Annotated in this window: 23 protein-coding genes; all 23 read left to right on the forward strand. The window is 45.9% G+C overall.

Translation table 11 applies throughout. The features are described from left to right. Positions 1–11 precede the first annotated feature (11 nt). Genes fliF through ABDB98_RS08435 form a run of 23 tightly spaced genes read left to right on the forward strand, consistent with a single transcriptional unit; the run spans position 12 to position 20,185 of the window. A complete protein-coding gene (gene fliF, locus ABDB98_RS08325; protein WP_060962794.1) occupies positions 12–1,622 on the forward strand; it encodes a flagellar basal-body MS-ring/collar protein FliF in 1,611 nt (536 codons plus the stop codon). A gap of 12 nt (positions 1,623–1,634) precedes the next feature. Continuing rightward, on the forward strand, positions 1,635–2,651 hold the full coding sequence (gene fliG / locus ABDB98_RS08330) for a flagellar motor switch protein FliG (protein WP_003154256.1): 1,017 nt from the start codon (positions 1,635–1,637) through the stop codon (positions 2,649–2,651). Further along, complete coding sequence (fliH, locus tag ABDB98_RS08335) at positions 2,644–3,396, forward strand: flagellar assembly protein FliH (RefSeq protein ID WP_438421922.1); 753 nt, start codon at positions 2,644–2,646, stop codon at positions 3,394–3,396. The genes fliG and fliH overlap by 8 nt, the downstream gene beginning before the upstream one ends. Continuing rightward, positions 3,393–4,709: a flagellar protein export ATPase FliI gene (gene fliI, locus ABDB98_RS08340; protein WP_016936121.1), complete on the forward strand. Its 1,317-nt coding sequence runs from the start codon at positions 3,393–3,395 to the stop codon at positions 4,707–4,709. The genes fliH and fliI overlap by 4 nt, the downstream gene beginning before the upstream one ends. 5 nt (positions 4,710–4,714) lie before the next feature. Then, positions 4,715–5,158 (forward strand): flagellar export protein FliJ, encoded by a 444-nt coding sequence (gene fliJ, locus ABDB98_RS08345; RefSeq protein WP_016936120.1) that lies wholly within the window; start codon positions 4,715–4,717, stop codon positions 5,156–5,158. Positions 5,159–5,169: 11 nt separating this feature from the next. Further along, positions 5,170–5,796: a MotE family protein gene (locus tag ABDB98_RS08350; protein ID WP_438421923.1), complete on the forward strand. Its 627-nt coding sequence runs from the start codon at positions 5,170–5,172 to the stop codon at positions 5,794–5,796. Positions 5,797–5,802: 6 nt separating this feature from the next. Continuing rightward, entirely contained in the window at positions 5,803–7,146 is a 1,344-nt protein-coding gene (locus ABDB98_RS08355) for a flagellar hook-length control protein FliK (RefSeq protein ID WP_438421924.1), read from the forward strand. Next, the gene (gene flgD / locus ABDB98_RS08360) at positions 7,147–7,578 is read left to right on the forward strand and encodes a flagellar hook assembly protein FlgD (protein ID WP_047475006.1); all 432 of its coding nucleotides are present in this window, start codon (positions 7,147–7,149) and stop codon (positions 7,576–7,578) included. A gap of 25 nt (positions 7,579–7,603) precedes the next feature. Further along, complete coding sequence (gene flgG, locus ABDB98_RS08365) at positions 7,604–8,380, forward strand: flagellar basal body rod protein FlgG (protein ID WP_016936116.1); 777 nt, start codon at positions 7,604–7,606, stop codon at positions 8,378–8,380. Positions 8,381–8,419: 39 nt separating this feature from the next. After that, positions 8,420–8,635, forward strand: coding sequence for a flagellar FlbD family protein (locus ABDB98_RS08370; protein ID WP_003154243.1), 216 nt, complete (start codon positions 8,420–8,422; stop codon positions 8,633–8,635). After that, positions 8,632–9,051 (forward strand): flagellar basal body-associated protein FliL, encoded by a 420-nt coding sequence (gene fliL, locus ABDB98_RS08375; RefSeq protein WP_016936115.1) that lies wholly within the window; start codon positions 8,632–8,634, stop codon positions 9,049–9,051. Before ABDB98_RS08370 ends, fliL begins: the two co-directional genes overlap by 4 nt. Positions 9,052–9,084: 33 nt before the next feature. Continuing rightward, positions 9,085–10,083 (forward strand): flagellar motor switch protein FliM, encoded by a 999-nt coding sequence (gene fliM, locus ABDB98_RS08380; protein ID WP_047475000.1) that lies wholly within the window; start codon positions 9,085–9,087, stop codon positions 10,081–10,083. Further along, entirely contained in the window at positions 10,073–11,209 is a 1,137-nt protein-coding gene (gene fliY, locus ABDB98_RS08385; protein ID WP_060962788.1) for a flagellar motor switch phosphatase FliY, read from the forward strand. Before fliM ends, fliY begins: the two co-directional genes overlap by 11 nt. A gap of 26 nt (positions 11,210–11,235) precedes the next feature. Further along, entirely contained in the window at positions 11,236–11,598 is a 363-nt protein-coding gene (cheY, locus tag ABDB98_RS08390) for a chemotaxis protein CheY (RefSeq protein ID WP_003154238.1), read from the forward strand. 14 nt (positions 11,599–11,612) lie between these two features. Further along, complete coding sequence (fliZ, locus tag ABDB98_RS08395) at positions 11,613–12,266, forward strand: flagella biosynthesis regulatory protein FliZ (RefSeq protein WP_060962787.1); 654 nt, start codon at positions 11,613–11,615, stop codon at positions 12,264–12,266. After that, positions 12,259–12,924 (forward strand): flagellar type III secretion system pore protein FliP, encoded by a 666-nt coding sequence (fliP, locus tag ABDB98_RS08400; RefSeq protein ID WP_016936111.1) that lies wholly within the window; start codon positions 12,259–12,261, stop codon positions 12,922–12,924. The genes fliZ and fliP overlap by 8 nt, the downstream gene beginning before the upstream one ends. A gap of 14 nt (positions 12,925–12,938) precedes the next feature. Continuing rightward, on the forward strand, positions 12,939–13,208 hold the full coding sequence (fliQ, locus tag ABDB98_RS08405; protein WP_013352270.1) for a flagellar biosynthesis protein FliQ: 270 nt from the start codon (positions 12,939–12,941) through the stop codon (positions 13,206–13,208). A 6-nt stretch (positions 13,209–13,214) separates the two neighbouring features. Next, positions 13,215–13,994 (forward strand): flagellar biosynthetic protein FliR, encoded by a 780-nt coding sequence (fliR, locus tag ABDB98_RS08410; RefSeq protein WP_016936110.1) that lies wholly within the window; start codon positions 13,215–13,217, stop codon positions 13,992–13,994. After that, entirely contained in the window at positions 13,994–15,073 is a 1,080-nt protein-coding gene (gene flhB, locus ABDB98_RS08415; RefSeq protein ID WP_060962786.1) for a flagellar biosynthesis protein FlhB, read from the forward strand. The genes fliR and flhB overlap by 1 nt, the downstream gene beginning before the upstream one ends. 33 nt (positions 15,074–15,106) lie before the next feature. Beyond that, on the forward strand, positions 15,107–17,140 hold the full coding sequence (flhA, locus tag ABDB98_RS08420; RefSeq protein WP_438421926.1) for a flagellar biosynthesis protein FlhA: 2,034 nt from the start codon (positions 15,107–15,109) through the stop codon (positions 17,138–17,140). Further along, on the forward strand, positions 17,140–18,231 hold the full coding sequence (flhF, locus tag ABDB98_RS08425; RefSeq protein ID WP_438421928.1) for a flagellar biosynthesis protein FlhF: 1,092 nt from the start codon (positions 17,140–17,142) through the stop codon (positions 18,229–18,231). Before flhA ends, flhF begins: the two co-directional genes overlap by 1 nt. Beyond that, the gene (locus ABDB98_RS08430) at positions 18,228–19,121 is read left to right on the forward strand and encodes a MinD/ParA family protein (RefSeq protein WP_438421929.1); all 894 of its coding nucleotides are present in this window, start codon (positions 18,228–18,230) and stop codon (positions 19,119–19,121) included. Before flhF ends, ABDB98_RS08430 begins: the two co-directional genes overlap by 4 nt. Then, a complete protein-coding gene (locus tag ABDB98_RS08435; RefSeq protein ID WP_438421931.1) occupies positions 19,118–20,185 on the forward strand; it encodes a protein-glutamate methylesterase/protein-glutamine glutaminase in 1,068 nt (355 codons plus the stop codon). The genes ABDB98_RS08430 and ABDB98_RS08435 overlap by 4 nt, the downstream gene beginning before the upstream one ends. The last annotated feature ends 1 nt before the right edge of the window (position 20,186 follow it).

A 20,186-nucleotide genomic window follows, 5' to 3' on the forward strand; every position in this document is an offset into this window, starting at 1 on the left:
CGGGGGTTAACATGAATCGTACTCTAACGCAAATGAAAACCAAAACGGCAGCGTTTTGGAATAACAGATCAAAAACACAGAAGATACTCATGGTAAGCGGCTTGGCCGCATTCATTATTTTACTCATCGTCGTTATTATTTTTACTTCGTCTGAAAAGATGGTGCCTCTTTATAAAGACTTGTCCGCGGAAGAAGCGGGGAAGATTAAAGAAGAGCTCGATACGAAAAAGGTGTCTTCTGAACTTGCTGACGGCGGCACGGTCATTAAGGTTCCTGAGAGCCAAGTGGATTCGCTTAAAGTCCAGCTTGCCGCGGAAGGCCTGCCGAAAACGGGATCAATTGATTATTCGTTTTTCGGACAGAATGCGGGCTTCGGCCTGACAGATAATGAGTTTGACGTTTTAAAGGTTGAGGCGACTCAGACTGAATTGTCAAACCTGATAAATGAAATGGACGGTATTAAAAGCTCGAAGGTCATGATCAATATGCCGAAAGAAGCCGTGTTTGTCGGTGAAGATCAGCCGGAAGCATCCGCATCGATCGTTTTGCAGATTAAACCGGGCTACTCGCTTGATCAAAGCCAGATCAACGGGCTGTACCATCTCGTTTCTAAAAGCGTCCCGAACTTAAAAGAAGATAATATCGTCATAATGGATCAAAATTCTACATATTATGACAAAAGTGACAGCGGCGCAGGGTCCGTTTCTGACAGTTATGCTTCTCAGCAAGGTATTAAGTCGCAGGTCGAAAAGGATATTCAAAAACATGTCCAATCACTGCTCGGCACAATGATGGGGCAGGATAAAGTCGTGGTTTCCGTTACGGCAGATGTTGACTTCACGAAAGAAAAACGCACTGAAGACATTGTCGAGCCTGTCGATAAAGATAACATGGAAGGCATAGCGGTAAGCGCCGAAAAAGTTGCGGAAACGTATAAAGGCGACGGCGCGGCCAACGGCGGAACAGCCGGAACGGGCAGCAATGACACCGCCAACTATAAACAGGCAAATGACGGTTCAAACAGCGGAGACTACGAAAAAAGCAGCAATAAAATCAACTATGAAGTCAACCGCATTCATAAAGAAATCGCAGAAAGCCCGTATAAAGTGCGTGATTTAGGCATTCAGGTCATGGTGGAACCGCCGAATCCGAAAAATGCCGCCTCATTATCAGCGCAGAGACAGGCTGATATACAGAAGATTTTAGGAACGGTTGTCAGAACGTCCCTTGATAAAAATGAAACGCAAAATCAAAACCTGACAGCCAATGATATCAACAATAAAATCGTTGTATCCGTACAGCCGTTTGACGGAAAAACAAGCCTGAACACAAATTCGGCACAATCTTCGGGTCTCCCGATCTGGGTATACATTACAGGCGGGGTGCTGCTTGCAGCCATTATTCTGCTTATTATTCTCCTCATCAGAAAGAAACGCTCTCAAGAGGATGAATATGAAGAATACGAATATGAAACGGCGCCGGAGCCGGTTCGATTGCCTGATATCAACGAAGAGAAAAATGAAACGGAAGAAACAGTCAGACGAAAACAGCTTGAAAAAATGGCTAAAGAAAAACCGGAAGACTTTGCAAAACTGCTTCGAAGCTGGCTGGACGAGGATTAGGGGGAATGGAAAATGGCGAAACGTGATCAGAACAAGCTTACAGGAAAACAAAAAGCAGCCATCCTCATGATTTCCTTAGGTCTTGATGTATCAGCCTCTGTGTACAAGCATTTGTCTGAAGAAGAAATTGAAAGATTGACTCTCGAGATTTCGGGAGTCAGAAGCGTCGATCATCAGAGAAAAGATGAAATCATTGAAGAATTTCATAATATTGCAATCGCTCAGGATTATATTTCTCAAGGCGGTTTAAATTACGCCCGCCAAGTGCTTGAAAAAGCGCTCGGAGAAGACAAAGCGGTAAGCATTTTAAACAGGCTGACCTCTTCATTGCAGGTAAAGCCGTTTGACTTCGCAAGAAAAGCGGAGCCCGAACAGATTTTGAATTTCATTCAGCAGGAACATCCGCAAACGATGGCGCTGATTTTATCCTACCTTGACCCGGTGCAGGCCGGACAGATTTTGTCTGAGCTGAACCCGGACGTTCAGGCTGAGGTGGCGAGAAGGATTGCGGTTATGGACAGGACGTCTCCTGAAATCATAAATGAAGTGGAGCGGGTCCTTGAACAAAAGCTGTCCTCCTCCTTTACGCAGGATTATACGCAGACAGGCGGCATAGAAGCCGTTGTTGAAGTGTTAAACGGCGTAGACAGAGGAACTGAAAAAACGATCCTTGATTCATTAGAAATACAAGATCCTGAATTGGCGGATGAAATCAAAAAACGGATGTTTGTCTTTGAAGATATTGTCACCCTTGATAACCGTGCGATTCAGCGCGTGATCAGAGACGTTGAAAATGACGACCTCCTGCTGTCATTGAAGGTTGCGAGCGAGGAAGTCAAAGAGATCGTCTTCAGCAATATGTCACAGCGTATGGTTGAAACGTTTAAAGAAGAAATGGAAATTATGGGGCCTGTGCGTTTGCGTGATGTGGAAGAGGCGCAATCAAGAATCGTGGGCGTCGTCCGCAAGCTTGAAGAAGCCGGTGAAATTGTAATCGCGCGAGGCGGAGGAGACGATATTATTGTCTAATATCATTAAACAGCAATCATCATTTTCTCCTGAACAAAAACGGCGCAAGCTTTCCTTGCAGGAAGTCAGGAAAACGCATCCCCAGCTCGGCCTGGAGGAAGAAAATCCTGAGGTTCTCATGGCTTTTGCCAAAGCAGAAGCCGACAGGGTATCTGAAGAAGCGAAAAATCAGCTGGAGTACACCCTCCGGCAGATTGAGGAAGAGAAAAGCCGCTGGGCGGATGAAAAACAAAGACTGATAGAAGATGCAAAGGCAGAAGGATATAACGAAGGCATGGCATTGGGAAAAGCCGAGGCTCAGGCCGAATACGCAGACCTCATCAGCCGGGCCAATGCCGTTATGGAAATGGCCAGACAGTCAGTCGAGGAAAAGCTGGAAAGCGCTGAGGAAGAAATCATTGAGCTTTCCGTTGCGCTCGCTAAAAAAGTTTGGCGGCAAAAAAGTGATGATAAAGAAGCTTTTCTTCTGTTAGTCAAACAGGTAATAGCCGAAGTGAAAGATTATGATGACATTTCCATTTATGTGGACCCGGAATATTATGAGACGGTTCATCAGCATATGGATGAAATTCAGCAGCTGTTATACAAAGAATGCAGGTTAAGCTTGTATGCCGATGAAAAAGCTGCAAAGGGAACGTGCTCCATAGAAACACCGTTCGGACGGGTGGATGCAGGAATAGACACCCAGCTGATGCAATTAAAGCAAAAGCTTTTAACGGCGCTTGAGGCGGGAGCGGAGCAATGAAGACACAGTATTTAATAGACTCGATTGAAACAGCGGATCCGTACAAACGCTACGGTAAGGTTAAACGTGTTATCGGGCTGATGATTGAATCAAAAGGGCCCGAAAGCTCGATCGGAGATGTTTGTCTCATTTATCCGAAAGGTCATTCAAAAAAAGCGATTAAAGCTGAGGTTGTAGGCTTCCAAGATGAAAACATACTGTTAATGCCTTATCTGGAAGCGGCAAGCATTGCGCCGGGCAGCATTGTGGAGGCTACCGGCGAGTCTCTCCGTATCAAAGTAGGCGCAGGTTTAATCGGACAGGTTGTTGATGCGTTCGGTGAGCCTCTTGACGGCAGGGCGCTTCCTAAAGGATTGTCTCCCGTTTCGACGGAACAGCCGCCGCCAAACCCGATGAAACGGCCGCCGATAAGGGAAAAGATGGGTGTCGGTGTCAGGTCGATTGACAGTCTGCTGACAGTAGGAAAAGGGCAGAGAATCGGAATTTTTGCCGGAAGCGGAGTCGGAAAAAGCACTTTGATGGGAATGATCGCAAAGCAGACCGAAGCAGATCTAAACATCATCGCACTCGTCGGTGAACGGGGGCGCGAGGTGCGGGAATTCATTGAGAAGGATTTAGGCGAAGAAGGCTTGAAACGCTCGATTGTCGTAGTCGCGACTTCTGATCAGCCTGCATTAATGCGTTTGAAAGCGGCATATACAGCGACCGCCATTGCGGAATATTTCCGTGATAAAGGCCGGAATGTCATGTTCATGATGGACTCCGTCACGAGGGTTGCGATGGCTCAGCGTGAAATCGGGCTGGCAGCGGGGGAACCGCCGACAACAAAAGGATATACACCTTCCGTGTTCGCTATTCTGCCCCGTTTGCTGGAAAGAACGGGTGCGAATGAACAAGGGACGATAACCGCTTTTTATACGGTTCTCGTTGACGGAGACGACATGAATGAACCGATTGCCGATACGGTGCGCGGTATATTAGACGGACATATTGTTCTCGATCGGGCGCTTGCCAACAAAGGGCAGTTCCCAGCGGTGAATATCCTGAAGAGCATCAGCAGGGTTATGTCTAATATTTCAGACGCCGCGCATATAGAGGCGGCCAACAAATTCCGCGATCTTCTGTCAACTTATCAAAACTCTGAAGACCTCATTAATATCGGAGCTTACAAAAGAGGGTCATCGAGAGAAATTGATGAAGCGATTCAGTTTTATCCGCAGCTCATTCAATTTTTAAAACAAGGAACTGAAGAACCTGCTCAATTGGAAGACAGTATTGCGGTATTGACGAGTATGACAGGAAAAGAGGAATAAACATCGTGGCGTACCAATTCAGATTTCAAAAGCTGCTGGAATTAAAAGAGAATGAAAAAGACCAAACATTGTCTGAATACAGACAATCGGTTTCTGAATTTGAAACAGTGGCTGAAAAACTATATGAAAATATGAGCAAAAAAGAATCGCTCGAAAAAGACAAAGAATCAAAGCTGAAATGCGGGATGAGCGTTCAGGAAATGAGACATTATCAGCAATTCGTCTCCAATCTTGAGAACACCATCTATCATTATCAAAAACTTGTCATTATGAAACGAAATGAAATGAATGAGAAGCAGGAACAGCTCACCGAAAAAAACATTGAAGTAAAGAAATTTGAAAAAATGCGGGAAAAACAATTTAATATGTTTGCTCTTGAAGACAAAGCTGCAGAAATGAGGGAAATGGACGATATTTCAATCAAGCAGTTTATGATTCAGGGGCATTAGGAGCGAATAAAATGGCCGATAAAGAAAAGGGATCTGGAAAGTTCGGTTCAATCCTGCTTTTTATCATTATCCCGCTGGTTTTTCTGATCATCGTCGCAAGCATCGTCCTTTGGGCTGCCGGCGTAGATGTGATGAAGCCGATTCAGGAAACAGCCGCAAAAACGCCTGTTTTAAAAGAATTGGTTCCCGAAACGAAAGAAACAAAAAGCGCAGCGGAAAAGCAGAAGGAAGACCGAACGGCTTCTCTTGAAAAGACCATAAAGGAACAAAAAAGTGAAATTAACATTTTAAATAAAGATTTGGACACAAGCAAATCCGAAATCGACAATCTGAACCAGAAAATCCGTTCATTGAAACAGGAAGCTGAACAGCAGCAGAAAACGGAACAGCAGCAGAAAACGGATGAAACGAAAAAAGACGCTTCGGGTTCAGCGGGAAAAGATAAAATGATCAATATCTATAAAAGTATGGACAGCGGTAAAGCGGCAAGCATTATCGCAAAGCTGAAAGAAAAAGATGCCCTCGATATTTTAAACGGACTAAGTAAAAAGCAGCTTGCTGAAATCTTGACGAAAATGACTCCTGAACAAGCGGCTAAATATACAGAAAAACTATCCGCTGACGGAAATAAGGAGTGATGTAAGTTGAAGCTGCTTGAAATAACGGGGAATCGCACGCAGACTGCGCAAAACAGCAATGTGAAGATGAATGTAAACAGCTTAGGCCTATTTCAGAACCGGCTTCTGTCGGAAATCACTTCTCAACAGAAGCCCGGAGATGAGGCGAAAACAAGTGATGCAGAGCTTAATGATGCTCTCTCGAAAATCGGTGATTGGCTGAAAGCCGGCCCGGAAGATAAAGAACTTCAGCTGAAACAGCTGCTTGAGGCGGTCAAAGCCCTTGAAGGAAAGCAACCGGCTGAAACCGCTCTTCCTTTATTGAAGCAGCTTGCTGAATCTGTTGAAGCCATGTTAGCCGGCAAACGGCATGGGGTGAAGCCTGAAAAGATTGAGCTGGGTTCTCCCGCTAATGAAGGGGATTCCGGGCGAGACGCGCTTGAAACGGGCCTCCTTTTCATTCAAGAAGCCGCAGCCCAGCTATTTGCGCACCAAGAGAATCAGCCGGACAGCGCACAGGCAAAGGCGGTTTATCAGGAAGGTGACCGTTTATTAGCGGCGTTGAAAAAACAAGGCGTACCGGACCGCGTGATTCAAGACCTGCGGCAGACGCTATTTCCGAAAAATGAATCTGCATCTAAGCTTTATTCTATGTCTACCGCTGAGCTGAAGAGCTTTCAAAGCGTCGCTGAGCAGCTTGCGGGCCTTTCTCAAAAAGGAACAAAGGAATGGAATATGGCTGAAACTGAGCTGAAAGCTTTTGTGTTATCTCAATCATCTGAATCGTCCCAAGAGTCAGCCGGGAAAACGGAACAGCAAAACGGCGGCACGATTTCTCACGTGAAACCATCTGACAGCAAATTGTCCGAGCATATACTGTTTTCGGGAACGAGAAGTCTTGCCGGCATTCAGCAAGCGTCCGCAGGAGCTGAACAGCAGCCGGCAGAAAATAAACCGTTAACAGACCAGGTCATCAGCGGCTGGAAACAGATGAAATACACGCCTTTCGGGAAAACGACCGGAAGCTTTACGATTCGTCTTAATCCTGAGAACCTCGGTTTTGTCACGATTAAGGTGACAAACGAAAACGGGATGTTTCAAAGCAAAATAATCGCATCAAGCCAGTCTGCGAAAGAGCTGCTGGAACAGCATCTTCCTCAGCTGAAACAGTCGCTTCCGAATATGTCGGTCCAAATCGACCGTTTTACCGTCCCGCTTCAAAGCGGGGATCAGCAGCCGGTTTACGGTCAGACAGCCGATCACAATAAACAGCAGCAGCAGGGACAGAGAGAGCAGAAAAACCAGCAGCAGTCAGGTGATTTCGGAGATATGCTGGAGGAGCTTTCTCTCAATGAAATGGAGGAAGAATAGTTGACTTCTGTAAACTCGGATTATGCCGCAGCGGGCGCTTCTAATACGAAGAGCACCGCCGCCGTAAACAGCAGCACGAATTTAGGGAAAGACGAATTTCTGAAGATCTTAATGACGCAGGTTCAGAACCAGGACCCGCTCAATCCGGTTGATGACAAAGAATTCATCAGTCAGATGGCGACATTTTCTTCATTGGAGCAAATGATGAATATGAATACGACGATGACTAAATTTGTAGAAAATCAAGATCCGTTTACGATGTATGTGAACTGGATCGGCAAAAATGTCACATTCAGCGACAGCGACGGGAAGGATCAGACAAGCCCAGTCAATTCAGTCAAGCATTCAAACGGCAATTACGTGCTCGTGCTTGAAAATGGCAAAGAGGTCAGTCCGTGGAATGTCACGGCCGTCAGCGAAACATCTAAATAAAAAGAAAACCCAGGGGGAATTTAACATGTTACGTTCATTATATTCCGGTATCAGCGGCATGAAAAACTTTCAGACAAAACTAGATGTAATCGGCAATAACATCGCCAACGTCAACACAGTGGGATTTAAGAAAAGCCGCGTTACGTTTAAAGATTTGATCAGCCAGACAGTCGCCGGCGGTTCAAACGTGACCAATTCAAAACAAATCGGCTTGGGTGCCGCGACTTCTTCCATTGATGTCGTTCATTCAACCGGCGCCCCGCAGGCTACACAGAATAAAACCGACCTAGCCATTGACGGAGACGGCTACTTTCAGATTAATACAGGTGCGGGAATCGTTTACACACGTGCGGGGAATTTCGGGAAGGACAATAAAGGCAACCTTGTTACGACTGACGGCTACTACCTTGAAAAAATCGGCGGGGGCAAAATCAATATTCCTACTGACGCGAAAGATTACAGTATCGGTGCAGACGGAACCGTTACATACACTGATGCAGGGGATGCGGTTCATGATGCCGGACAAATCGGTCTGGTCACGTTCCCTAACAGCGCCGGTCTGGAAAAAATCGGAGGAAACCTTTACAGACAATCATTAAGTTCAGGAGCTGCGAGTGCTGTCACCGCTCCGGGCGAAAACGGCTCAGGTAAGCTTTTGGCAGGCTATCTTGAAATGTCAAACGTTGATCTGACAGATGAATTTACCGAAATGATCGTTGCTCAGCGCGGTTTCCAATCAAACTCAAAAATCATTACGACTTCAGATGAAATCCTTCAGGAGCTGGTTAATCTGAAACGGTAAGGAGGGAGGGGAGGCGGTAAGGCCGCTTCTCCGAATTGAATGATTCAAGTCACCCGTTTAAACGGCCAGCCTTTTACGCTGAACGCGCTGTTTATCGAACAGATTGAGTGCTTCCCCGACACGACGATTACGCTGTCCAACGGCAAAAAGTTCGTAGTGAAAGAACCGGAAGAAGCAGTTCTTAAAAAAGTCATTTCGTTTTACCATAGCATACAAATATTTTCACTGGATCAGGGAATAGAGGAAGAAGAATGAAAAAAAAATTAGTCATTATTATGCTGATTATTTTAATTGTCGTTGCCGGCCTCGGAACGGCAGCATATTTTGTCGTCAGCGGACATTCAGACAAAGACAAAAAGCCTACAATCGATGAAGTCGTTGCAGCTACTGTGTCTGTCGATGATATCACGACGAACTTAAAGTCCGACAGCATCATCCGCATCGGCATCAAGCTTGAAACCGACTCGGAAAAAGCGAAGGAAGAACTAGAAAAACGCGATTTTCAGGTGAAAGACAACATCATTTCCATTTTAGCCGATACAAGCGCCGGAGAGATTGAGGGAGATAAAGGAAGAGAAGCGTTTAAACAATCCTTAAAAGAAAAAGTAAACAGCTATCTCCAAGAAGGAAAAGTTCAGAAAGTGTACATTACCTCCTTTAATCTGCAATAAAAACAAATTTGACAGAATACGGAGGTGAAGAAAATGTCAGGAGAAGTTCTCTCTCAAAATGAAATAGACGCACTGCTTTCAGCCATTTCGACAGGTGAGGCGGATGCGGAAGAGCTGAAAAAGGAAGTTAAAGAGAAAAAAGTAAAAGTATATGATTTTAAACGGGCGCTCAGGTTTTCGAAAGATCAGATACGGAGTTTAACCCGGATACATGATAACTTTGCGAGGCTTCTCACAACACACTTTTCCGCCAAGCTCAGAACGTATATCCATATATCTGTCAGCTCAGTTGACCAGGTGCCGTATGAAGAATTTATCCGCTCCATACCGAACATGACGATCCTGAATTTGTTCGATGTTCATCCGATGGAAGGCAGGATCATGATGGAGGTTAATCCCACCATCGCATACGCCATGCTTGACCGCGTCATGGGAGGCATCGGCATCACCCATAACAAAGCTGACAATCTTACGGAAATAGAAACGAACATTATTTCTAATTTATTTGAAAATGCACTGGGCAACTACAAAGAAGCTTGGCAATCCATTGCTGATATTGATCCTGAAATGACTGAATTTGAAGTGAATCCTCAGTTTGTACAGATGGTTTCGCCAAATGAAACCGTCGTGGTCATTTCTCTCAATACGCAGATCGGTGAAATCAGCGGTGTCATTAATCTTTGTATTCCCCATGTCGTGCTTGAGCCGATAATCCCTAAGCTTTCCGTACATTATTGGATGCAATCAGATCGGAATGAAGCGAAGCCCGAAGAAACAAAGTTGCTTGAAAAGCGCATCATGACGGCACAAATTCCCGTAGTAGCTCTCTTGGGAGCTTCTGAACTGACAATAGAAGAATTTTTAAGTTTGGAAGCCGGGGACTGTATAACTCTGGACAAATCAGTGACTGATCCTCTTACTGTATTGGTCGGAAACAAACCGAAGTTTTTAGGGCAGGCCGGCCGGGTGAATCGAAGACAGGCAGTGCAAATTTTAGATCACGACATAAGAGGTGAACAAGATGAACAATAGATTATCTCAAGATGAAATCGATGCTCTTCTTAATGGCACAGGAAGTCAAGAGGATACAGAACAGCCTCAAAAGGCGAACTTGTCTGAACTTGAGCGCGATGCGATCGGAGAAATCGGGAATATTTCATTCGGCAGCTCGGCTACGGCGCTGTCCACTCTTTTAAATCAAAAAGTGGACATTACGACACCGAGTGTGACCGTCATTTCAAAAAGCAAAATCAGTGATGAATTTCCTCATCCGTATGTTGCCATTGAAGTGAACTACACAGAAGGATTTGACGGCAGCAATTTGCTCGTCGTAGAACAAAGCGACGCAGCCATCATCGCGGATTTGATGATCGGCGGAGACGGCCAAGGCGCCGATCCGTCACTCGGGGAAATCCACCTGAGCGCCGTGCAGGAAGCAATGAATCAAATGATGGGCTCGGCTGCTACGTCGATGTCGACCGTATTCAGTAAAAAGATCGACATTTCTCCGCCGCGGGTTGAACTTCTGGATGTGACGGAAGAAAAAGGGACGGACAGAATACCGGAGGATGACCTGCTTGTAAAAGTTTCATTCCGCCTGAAAGTCGGTGAATTAATCGATTCGAGCATCATGCAGCTTTATCCGCTTACGTTTGCGAAGGATCTGATCGCGGAGCTGATGAATACAGATCAGCCTGTGGCAGAAGCCGCAGAAACCGTGTCAGAACCGCAGGAAACATACGAAACGCCACAGCAGGAACCGGCCGTTCAGCAGGAACCGCAGGCAAAACCCGAGCTTCCGAAGAGACAGGGAACCGCTAAAAAAGCTGCTCCCGTTCAAGTCGCTCCGGTGGAATTCCAGGCGTTTGATCAAAATGCAGCGGCGGCGCACGGTTCAAGAAACAACCTTGATATGCTGATGGATATCCCGCTTTCCGTTACGGTCGAGCTCGGCAGAACGAAGAGAAGCGTCAAAGAAATCCTTGAACTTTCTGCGGGAAGCATAATTGAGCTTGATAAGCTGGCGGGTGAACCCGTTGACATCCTGGTCAATCAGCGGATCGTAGCAAAGGGCGAGGTTGTTGTCATAGAAGAAAACTTCGGCGTGAGAGTTACTGACATTTTAAGTCAGGCTGACCGCCTTAACAATTTAAAATAAGCGAACATAGAGGAGAGAAACAGATTATGGCACACAGAATTTTAATTGTAGACGATGCAGCATTTATGAGAATGATGATCAAGGATATTTTGGTGAAGAACGGTTTTGACGTTGTAGCTGAAGCTTCAGACGGAGCACAGGCGGTCGAAAAATTCAAAGAGCATTCACCCGACCTTGTGACAATGGATATTACAATGCCTGAAATGGACGGGATTACCGCATTAAAGGAAATTAAACAAATCGATCCGCAGGCGAAAATCATCATGTGTTCGGCAATGGGCCAGCAGTCAATGGTCATTGACGCGATTCAAGCCGGCGCAAAAGACTTTATCGTGAAGCCGTTCCAAGCGGACCGCGTGCTTGAAGCCATTAATAAAACATTAAGCTAAAGGGTGTACGACTGTTGAAAAAGAGTCATGGTTTACTAGCTTTGATTTGTTGTTTCGTTTTACTCAATGTACATCCGTTCCCTGCTTTTGCGGCGGAGTCTGATAATTCCACCGTCAACGAATGGTTTGACAAACAATCAACAAACAAAACAGAGAAAAAAAACGATACATCGAAACAAACGGCTGATCAAGAGATAGGGGATGCTTCTGCATCTTCTGTCTCCGCTTTTGATTTTGTAAAGATGATTGGGGCCTTATTATTTGTCATTCTGCTGATCTATGGATTTGTCAAACTGATGAATAAAAGAAACCGTCTGCTGAAGCCGTTTCAATATGTAGAAAATATCGGCGGAACGTCAGTCGGCCAAAACCGTTCCGTGCAGCTGATTAAAGTGGGAAACAGCGTACTTGTGGTCGGTGTCGGCGAGACGATACAGCTTTTAAAAGAAATTGAAGATGAAAAAGAGCGCGAGGCGATTCTGAGCCAATACGAAGAGGCGATGTCCTCAAAAGTGGAATGGAACAAACTCGTAAAGCCGCGTAAGGATGGAGAAAAAAAGCCGCAAACGATGCTTCCGTCGTTTTCAAAAGCGCTGAAAGAACAGCTGAGCGAGCTGAAACAAAGCCGTTCTGAAGGAAAAAAGAAAGGCCCGTATCATCATGAATGAATTTATTAATCTTTTTAATTCAAGCAGTCCGACCGAAGTCAGCTCTACTGTTAAGTTACTGCTGCTTTTGACCGTCTTTTCAGTGGCGCCGGGTATTTTGATTTTGATGACCTGCTTTACGAGAATCGTCATCGTCCTGTCTTTTGTGAGAACCTCACTGGCGACGCAGAACATGCCTCCGAATCAGGTATTAATCGGTCTTGCGCTGTTCTTGACGTTTTTTATTATGGCTCCGACTTTTTCAGAGATTAATAAGGATGCCTTAACGCCGCTGATGAACAACAAAATCAGTCTCGATGAAGCATATACAAAAGCCGAGAAGCCGATTAAAGAATACATGAGCAAGCATACAAGGCAAAAGGATCTGGCGCTGTTTATGAACTACGCCAAAATGAAAAAGCCCGAATCGATTCAGGATATTCCTTTGACGACGATGGTGCCCGCTTATGCGATCTCGGAACTCAAGACCGCTTTTCAGATGGGCTTTATGATTTTTATTCCGTTTTTAATTATCGATATGGTCGTGGCGAGCGTCTTAATGTCAATGGGAATGATGATGCTTCCGCCGGTTATGATCTCTCTGCCCTTTAAAATATTGCTTTTCGTTTTGGTCGATGGATGGTATTTAATCGTGAAATCTTTGCTTGACAGCTTTTAGGGTAGGTGCTAATTGTGAGTTCAGAATTTGTAATTTCCATGGCGGAAAAAGCCGTATACGTAACATTGATGATCTGCGGGCCGCTGCTAGCGATCGCGCTGATCGTCGGTTTGCTCGTCAGTATCTTTCAAGCGACAACTCAAATCCAGGAACAGACGCTTGCGTTCATTCCGAAAATCGTGGCGGTAATGCTCGGACTGATCTTTTTCGGTCCTTGGATGCTGTCGACGATTCTTTCGTTTACAACTGATCTGTTCTCTCATCTGAACCGATTTGCAGGGTAGAATCAAATGAATTCCATCATTGATTTATTTCCCGCTTTTTTATTGGTTTTTATTAGAATTTCTGCTTTTTTTGTAACGGTGCCGATCTTCGGGCACCGGAATCTGCCGGCGGTTCACCGAATCGGTTTTGCTTTCTTTCTTTCGGTGATCTGCTTCAGTACGCTGAAACATGCGCCGTCAGTTGACATAGGGGAACAGTATATGCTGCTTGTTATAAAAGAGGCCGTTGTGGGCTTGAGCCTCGGGCTGATTGCTTTCATGATGCTGGCAGCCATTCAGATCGCGGGTTCCTTTATTGATTTTCAGATGGGTTTTTCCATCGCGAATGTCATTGATCCGCAATCAGGAACGCAAAGCCCGCTGATCGGCCAATTCGTTTATACGCTGGCGCTGTTATTTATGCTCAGCGTAAACGCCCATTATCTATTATTGGACGGGATTTATTACAGCTTTCAGTATATTCCGCTTGATCAGGCATTTCCGTCGTTTGGAAATGAGCACTTTGGACTTTTTATCGCAAAAAGCTTCAATGCCATGTTTATTATCGCTTTTCAAATGTCTGCGCCGGTTGTAGCCAGTCTGTTTTTAGTTGATTTGGCGCTTGGCATTGTGGCGAGAACGGTGCCGCAGCTGAACGTTTTCGTTGTCGGGCTTCCTCTTAAAATAGCCGTGAGTTTTATTATGCTGATCGTTTGTATGGCGGTGATGTTTGTCCTCGTCCGCAATATCTTCAGCCTTACCGTTGAAACAATGCGAAATTTATTGGCATTGGTCGGTGTGACGTGATGAGACTCAGACTGAATCTGCAATTCTTTGCCGGTGAAAAAACGGAGAAAGCCACCCCGAAAAAACGAAAAGATACAAGAAAGAAAGGTCAGGTCCCGAAAAGTACGGATGTGAATACAGCCGTTTCTTTACTGATTATCTTTCTTTCGCTGATCGCGCTCGGCCCTTACATGCGGGACAGGCTGCTGTCCTTTATTAAAACGTTTTATACGAAATCGATAGCATTAGATCTGTCAGCGTCTAACGTACATGAGCTTTTTGTGGATACAGTGAAAGATATCAGCCTCATCCTTGCGCCGATTATGCTGGTCGCGCTTGTGGCGGGTGTCGTGAGCAACTACATGCAGGTGGGTTTTCTGTTTTCTGCGGAAGTTCTCAAACCTGACCTGAACAAGCTCAGCCCGCTGAAAGGATTTAAGCGGATATACAGCATGAGGGCGATTGTTGAACTGGTTAAATCGATTTTGAAGATTGCCGTAGTCGGTTTTGCCGCCTTTATGGTGCTCTGGCTGCATTATGGCGATATTCTCCGCCTTCCGCTTTTAACGCCTGCGGAAGTGCTCACATTCGTATCTAAGCTCACTCTTTGGATGGGGCTTGCGGGTTCAGGGGCTTTAATGCTGCTGGCCGGGCTCGATTACTTATATCAGCGTTTTGACTATGAGAAAAACATCAGAATGTCAAAGCAGGATATAAAAGATGAATACAAAAAATCGGAGGGCGACCCGATTATCAAGTCCAAAATTAAGCAGAAGCAGCGGGAAATGGCGATGAGGCGAATGATGCAGGAAGTGCCGAAAGCTGACGTCATCATTACCAACCCGACCCACTATGCGATCGCTCTAAAATATGATGAAAAGAAAATGGATGCCCCTTACATTGTTGCCAAAGGGGTCGATCATCTCGCATTAAAAATCAGGCAGATCGCCAAAGAACATGAGGTCATGACGATTGAAAACAGGCCGCTCGCGCGTGCGTTATATGATCAGGTTGACATCGACCAGGCCGTACCGGAAGAGTTTTTCAAAGTCATTGCGGAAATTTTGGCTTATGTCTATAAAACAAAACAAAAAGTATAGTGAATTTCAGATTCAAAAGGAGAGAAAAACAGCATGTCAACAAGAGATTTATCGGTTTTAATAAGTGTTGTCCTCATTGTGGCAATGCTGGTGATTCCATTCCCTCCATGGTTGTTAAGTATATTGATCATCATTAATATCTCTCTTGCGTTGATCGTGCTTCTCACCACAATGAATATGCAAGAACCGCTGCAATTTTCGATATTCCCGTCATTGCTGCTGTTATTGACACTGTTTCGGCTTGCGCTCAATGTGTCGACGACTCGTTCGATCCTTTCTCACGGAGAAGGGGGAAAGGTTGTTGAGACATTCGGGAATTTCGTTGTCGGCGGAAATGTGCTGGTAGGGCTTGTTGTCTTCATAATCTTGATTATTATTCAGTTTATCGTCATTACAAAAGGCGCCGAGCGGGTATCGGAAGTGGCGGCGAGATTTACGCTCGATGCGATGCCCGGAAAACAAATGAGTATTGACGCCGATTTAAACGCCGGCATGATTACGGAGCAGGACGCGAAACACAGACGTGAAAAAGTCGCCCGGGAAGCGGATTTTTACGGCGCGATGGACGGTGCGAGCAAATTTGTCAAAGGGGATGCGATCGCGGGTATCATCATCGTGATGATCAATATTATTTTCGGGATCGTAATCGGCATGCTGCAGCAGGGGATGAGCATACAAGAAGCTGCTTCTCACTTTACAATGCTGACGGTCGGTGACGGTATCGTTTCTCAAATGCCGGCCTTGCTTATTTCAACGGCTACGGGGATTGTCGTGACGAGAGCGGCATCTGAAGGGAACCTCGGTCATGATATTACAGGCCAGCTGTTCGCTTATCCGAAGCTCTTATATGTAGCCGCGGGAACTGTTCTTTTGCTTGGTCTTCTCACGCCGATCGGCATTCTGCTGACGGGGCCGATTGCCGGTCTGCTTGCATTCGGCGCTTATAAGCTGTCCAAAACGGATAAGCCGAGCGAAGAAGAGGAAGAAATTCTTGAAGAAGAGGCTCAGGCGGATGAACTGAAAAGCCCGGAAAGCGTTGTGCAGCTTTTACATATTGATCCGATTGAATTTGAGTTCGGATACGGCCTGGTACCGCTCGCAGACGCTGGTCAGGGCGGTGATCTTCTTGACCGCATTGTCATGATCAGACGACAGCTGGCGCTTGAATTAGGGCTTGTCATTCCGGTTGTGCGCATCAGAGATAATATCGCGCTTCAGCCGAATGAATACAGATTGAAAATTAAAGGCAATGAAGTCGCTAAAGGAGAGCTCCTGCTTGATCATTACTTAGCGATGTCACCGACGCCTGAAGATGACATGATTGAAGGAATTGAAACGATTGAACCGTCATTCGGGCTTCCCGCAAAATGGATCAGCGAAGCTGCGAAAGATGAAGCGGACATGCTGGGGTATACAGTTGTTGATCCGGCGTCAGTCGTATCTACGCATATTACGGAAAAAATTAAGCAGCATGCCCATGAACTGGTCGGCAGACAGGAAACAAAGCAGCTGATCGATCATCTGAAGGAAAATTATCCCGTGCTTGTTGAGGAAGTCACGCCAAATCCTCTTTCTGTCGGCGATATTCAAAAGGTGCTTGCTAAATTGCTGAGAGAAAAAGTTTCAATCAGAAACTTGGTGACCATTTTTGAAACACTTGCCGATTACGGAAGATTAACGACCGATTCAGATCTTTTGACGGAATACGCGAGACAGTCGCTCGCCAAACAAATCACGGCCCAATATGCGAGAGACCATGAAACGCTGAAGGTCATCACATGCTCAGGCCGGGTCGAAAAAGCAATTGCAGACGGCGTGCAGCAGACTGAACAGGGCAATTACTTGTCGCTTGATCCTGAGGTTTCAGATAGTATCATCCGTTCTGTCGCTAAAGAGGCCGAGCAGCTTTCTATCCGGCAGGAGACGGCGATTCTTCTCTGTTCGCCTGCTGTCAGAATGTATGTAAAACAGCTGTTAGAACGCTATTTCCCTGATCTTCCGGTTCTTTCTTATAATGAGCTGGAAGCAAACGTTGAAGTACAGAGCATTGGAGTGGTGGATATTTAATGAAAATAAAAAAATTTACAGCCGCTTCAATGCAGGATGCCGCGAAGCAAATTAAAAAGGAACTCGGCAACGATGCCGTCATTTTACATTCCAAACAAGTAAAGAAGCGAAAATGGCTTGGGCTGCGGTCACAGCCGGCTGTTGAAGTGGTCGCTGTTTTAGATCGTGACGTCAGAGAAACGAGAAAAACGCCGCCGGCTGCCGGTGAAGACATGAAAAAGACGGAAACGGCGAAAAAAGCCGAGCCTGTTCAGCCGCCGCGTCTTCAGGATCATGCTGCATCCGGTGATCTGGCGCGTTATAAAGAAGTGCTCCCCGAACCAATAAAAAAAGCCGAGAGACTACTGAAGCAAGCAGGTCTTCCTGATTACACGCAAAACGCCGTTTTGAGTGAATTGCTGCGTTCTTCGATTGCCACCGGTGATTTAACTGAAGACAATGTCAGCCCGAAACTGCAGGATTTGTTAGTGAAAAAACTCCCCTCAGCAGACAGGTGGCAGGAAGGGATTCAATCAAAATACGTCGTGCTTTTCGGTTCAACCGGGGCCGGCAAAACGACCACACTTGCAAAACTTGCAGCCGCATCAACGCTGACAGAGCACAAAAAAATTGCATTTATGACGACGGATACTTACCGGATTGCCGCAGTCGAACAGCTGAAGACATATGCGGAGCTGCTTCAGGCTCCTCTTGAAGTATGTTATTCAAAAGAAGACTGTCTGAAGGCGCAGGAAAAATTCGCTGAATATGACCATGTTTTCATTGATACAGCCGGAAGAAACTTTAAAGAAGAGCAGTATATTACGGAATTGCAAGAGATGATTCCGTTTGAAGCAGGCTTACAATCTTTTCTCGTATTATCTTCATCTGCAAAATATGAAGATATGAAACAGGTGCTGAAACAATTTTCCGGTGTGCCGGTCAATCAATTCATTTTTACGAAAACGGATGAAACCGCCTCACTCGGCTCCGTGTTTCAAGTGCTTTCTGAATCGAGAATCGGGGCTGCCTATTTGACAAATGGACAGGATGTGCCTGAAGACATCCTGTCGGCTTCACCAGAACAATTTGTCAGGATGCTTTTAACATGAAACCCGATCAGGCAGAGTCATTAAGAAGAAAAATGAGACAGCGGCAAATGGCCAAGCCGGAGTTTTATGAAAAAAAAGCGAAGACATTAGCCGTCATTAGCGGCAAAGGCGGCGTCGGAAAATCTAATTTAACATTAAACATGGCCGTTGCCCTGCAGGAAAAAGGAAAAAAAGCACTCATCATTGATCTTGACATCGGGATGGGCAACATTGATGTGCTGATCGGTGCGGCATCTGCACGCACTATTATTGATGTGATGGAGAATCGATACGCGTTGGCTCAATCACTGTCCTCCGGTCCGAAAGGCCTTCACTACATATCCGGAGGAACAGGGCTTGAGGCGATTTATCAAGCTGACAGAGAGAAGTGGTCAGCATTTATGAATGGTCTTTCCGCTGTATTAAGCGATTTTGATTACGTTCTGTTTGATATGGGAGCGGGACTTTCAAAAGAACAGCTGCCGTTTATTTTATCGGCAGAAGATATTCTCGCCGTGACAACGCCTGAGCCGACGGCAATTATGGATGCCTACAGCGCGATCAAACATCTCACCCTTGCGGATGAGCGGCTGACCGTAAATATTGCCGTCAATCGCGCCCGGACCCAAAAACAGGCGCTTGACACGTACAGCCGTCTTTCTTACGCGATTCACACGTTTTTAGGCGCGGAGGTGCGTTTCGCCGGCTCCATCCCGGATGATCCGCTGGTAAGTCAAGCTGTCATTGACCAGGTGCCTTTTTTAATAAAAAGTCCTCAAGCAAAAGCCAGCAGGTCCGTCCGTCTTTTGACGGATGTCTTGTTTCAAACGGAAGAAAACAAACCAAGAGAAGAGAAACCGGCATTTATTGAGAGATTATCTTCTTTTTTAATGAGGAGGACTTTACAGTGATTCGTGTGCTTGTCGTTGATGACTCAGCTTTTATGAGAAAAATGATTACCGATTTTCTGGCTGCGGAAGTGCAGATAGAAGTCATCGGGACAGCCAGAAACGGAGAAGAGGCGCTGAAAAAAATAGAGCTTCTCAAGCCGGATGTTGTCACGCTTGATATTGAAATGCCGGTCATGAACGGAACGGATACATTGCGGAAAATCATCAGCATATACAAACTTCCCGTAATCATGGTATCAAGTCAGACGCAGCAAGGAAAAGACCGAACGATCAACTGTCTGGAAATGGGTGCCTTTGATTTTATCACCAAGCCTTCCGGAGCGATATCACTTGATCTTTATAAAATTAAAGAACAGCTGATTGAAAGGGTGATTGCCGCGGGACTGTCCCTTGCAAAAGCAACTGAGCCGGCGGTGAAAGAGCCCCTCACCCCGGAACGTCCGGCTGCTGTGGGATTTGAGAGGCCGAAAGCAAAATCTGCTAAGCAGGCCGTATTCATTGCAACCTCTACAGGCGGACCGCGGGCTTTGCAAAAGGTGATTCCGAAGCTGCCGAAGGATTTACAGGCGCCTGTATTTGTCGTTCAGCACATGCCTGAAGGCTTTACCGCTTCACTTGCAGACAGACTCAACCATTTGTCAGATATTCAAGTGAAGGAAGCGGAAAACGGTGAAGAGGCTAAAGACGGATGGGTGTACATCGCGCCCGGCGGAAAAAATATGACGGTTGCCGAGGAAGGCGGAAGGCTCCGCATCATTCTTGACGTTCATGATACGGAAAGCCGGCATAAACCGTCGGCCGATTATTTGTTTCGTTCGGCAAGCCGATTGTCCGATTATGAAAAGGTAGCCGTCATTATGACCGGCATGGGCAGCGACGGAACCGAAGGCGTAAAAGAAATGCTCAGAACAGGCGGCGTTAAAACGATTGCGGAATCCGACGAATCTTGTGTTGTGTTCGGGATGCCGAAGTCAGCGATAAAAGCGGGCCTCATTCATGAAATTAAACATGTGGAAGAAATCGCGGCATCCATCACCGGATGTGTGAAAAAAGAGAGGGTGTGAA

The sequence above is a fragment of the Bacillus siamensis genome, assembly GCF_051628075.1.
Classification (GTDB): Bacteria; Bacillota; Bacilli; order Bacillales; family Bacillaceae; genus Bacillus; species Bacillus siamensis.

Excerpts from the sequence above, each read along its gene's own strand:
- fliF (WP_060962794.1), top strand. The coding sequence starts at position 12 with ATGAATCGTACTCTAACGCAAATGAAAACCAAAACGGCAGCGTTTTGG.
- fliG (WP_003154256.1), top strand. The coding sequence starts at position 1,635 with ATGGCGAAACGTGATCAGAACAAGCTTACAGGAAAACAAAAAGCAGCC.
- fliI (WP_016936121.1), top strand. The coding sequence starts at position 3,393 with ATGAAGACACAGTATTTAATAGACTCGATTGAAACAGCGGATCCGTAC.
- ABDB98_RS08350 (WP_438421923.1), top strand. The coding sequence starts at position 5,170 with ATGGCCGATAAAGAAAAGGGATCTGGAAAGTTCGGTTCAATCCTGCTT.
- flgG (WP_016936116.1), top strand. The coding sequence starts at position 7,604 with ATGTTACGTTCATTATATTCCGGTATCAGCGGCATGAAAAACTTTCAG.
- ABDB98_RS08370 (WP_003154243.1), top strand. The coding sequence starts at position 8,420 with ATGATTCAAGTCACCCGTTTAAACGGCCAGCCTTTTACGCTGAACGCG.
- fliL (WP_016936115.1), top strand. The coding sequence starts at position 8,632 with ATGAAAAAAAAATTAGTCATTATTATGCTGATTATTTTAATTGTCGTT.
- fliM (WP_047475000.1), top strand. The coding sequence starts at position 9,085 with ATGTCAGGAGAAGTTCTCTCTCAAAATGAAATAGACGCACTGCTTTCA.
- fliY (WP_060962788.1), top strand. The coding sequence starts at position 10,073 with ATGAACAATAGATTATCTCAAGATGAAATCGATGCTCTTCTTAATGGC.
- cheY (WP_003154238.1), top strand. The coding sequence starts at position 11,236 with ATGGCACACAGAATTTTAATTGTAGACGATGCAGCATTTATGAGAATG.
- fliP (WP_016936111.1), top strand. The coding sequence starts at position 12,259 with ATGAATGAATTTATTAATCTTTTTAATTCAAGCAGTCCGACCGAAGTC.
- fliR (WP_016936110.1), top strand. The coding sequence starts at position 13,215 with ATGAATTCCATCATTGATTTATTTCCCGCTTTTTTATTGGTTTTTATT.
- flhB (WP_060962786.1), top strand. The coding sequence starts at position 13,994 with ATGAGACTCAGACTGAATCTGCAATTCTTTGCCGGTGAAAAAACGGAG.
- flhA (WP_438421926.1), top strand. The coding sequence starts at position 15,107 with ATGTCAACAAGAGATTTATCGGTTTTAATAAGTGTTGTCCTCATTGTG.
- flhF (WP_438421928.1), top strand. The coding sequence starts at position 17,140 with ATGAAAATAAAAAAATTTACAGCCGCTTCAATGCAGGATGCCGCGAAG.
- ABDB98_RS08430 (WP_438421929.1), top strand. The coding sequence starts at position 18,228 with ATGAAACCCGATCAGGCAGAGTCATTAAGAAGAAAAATGAGACAGCGG.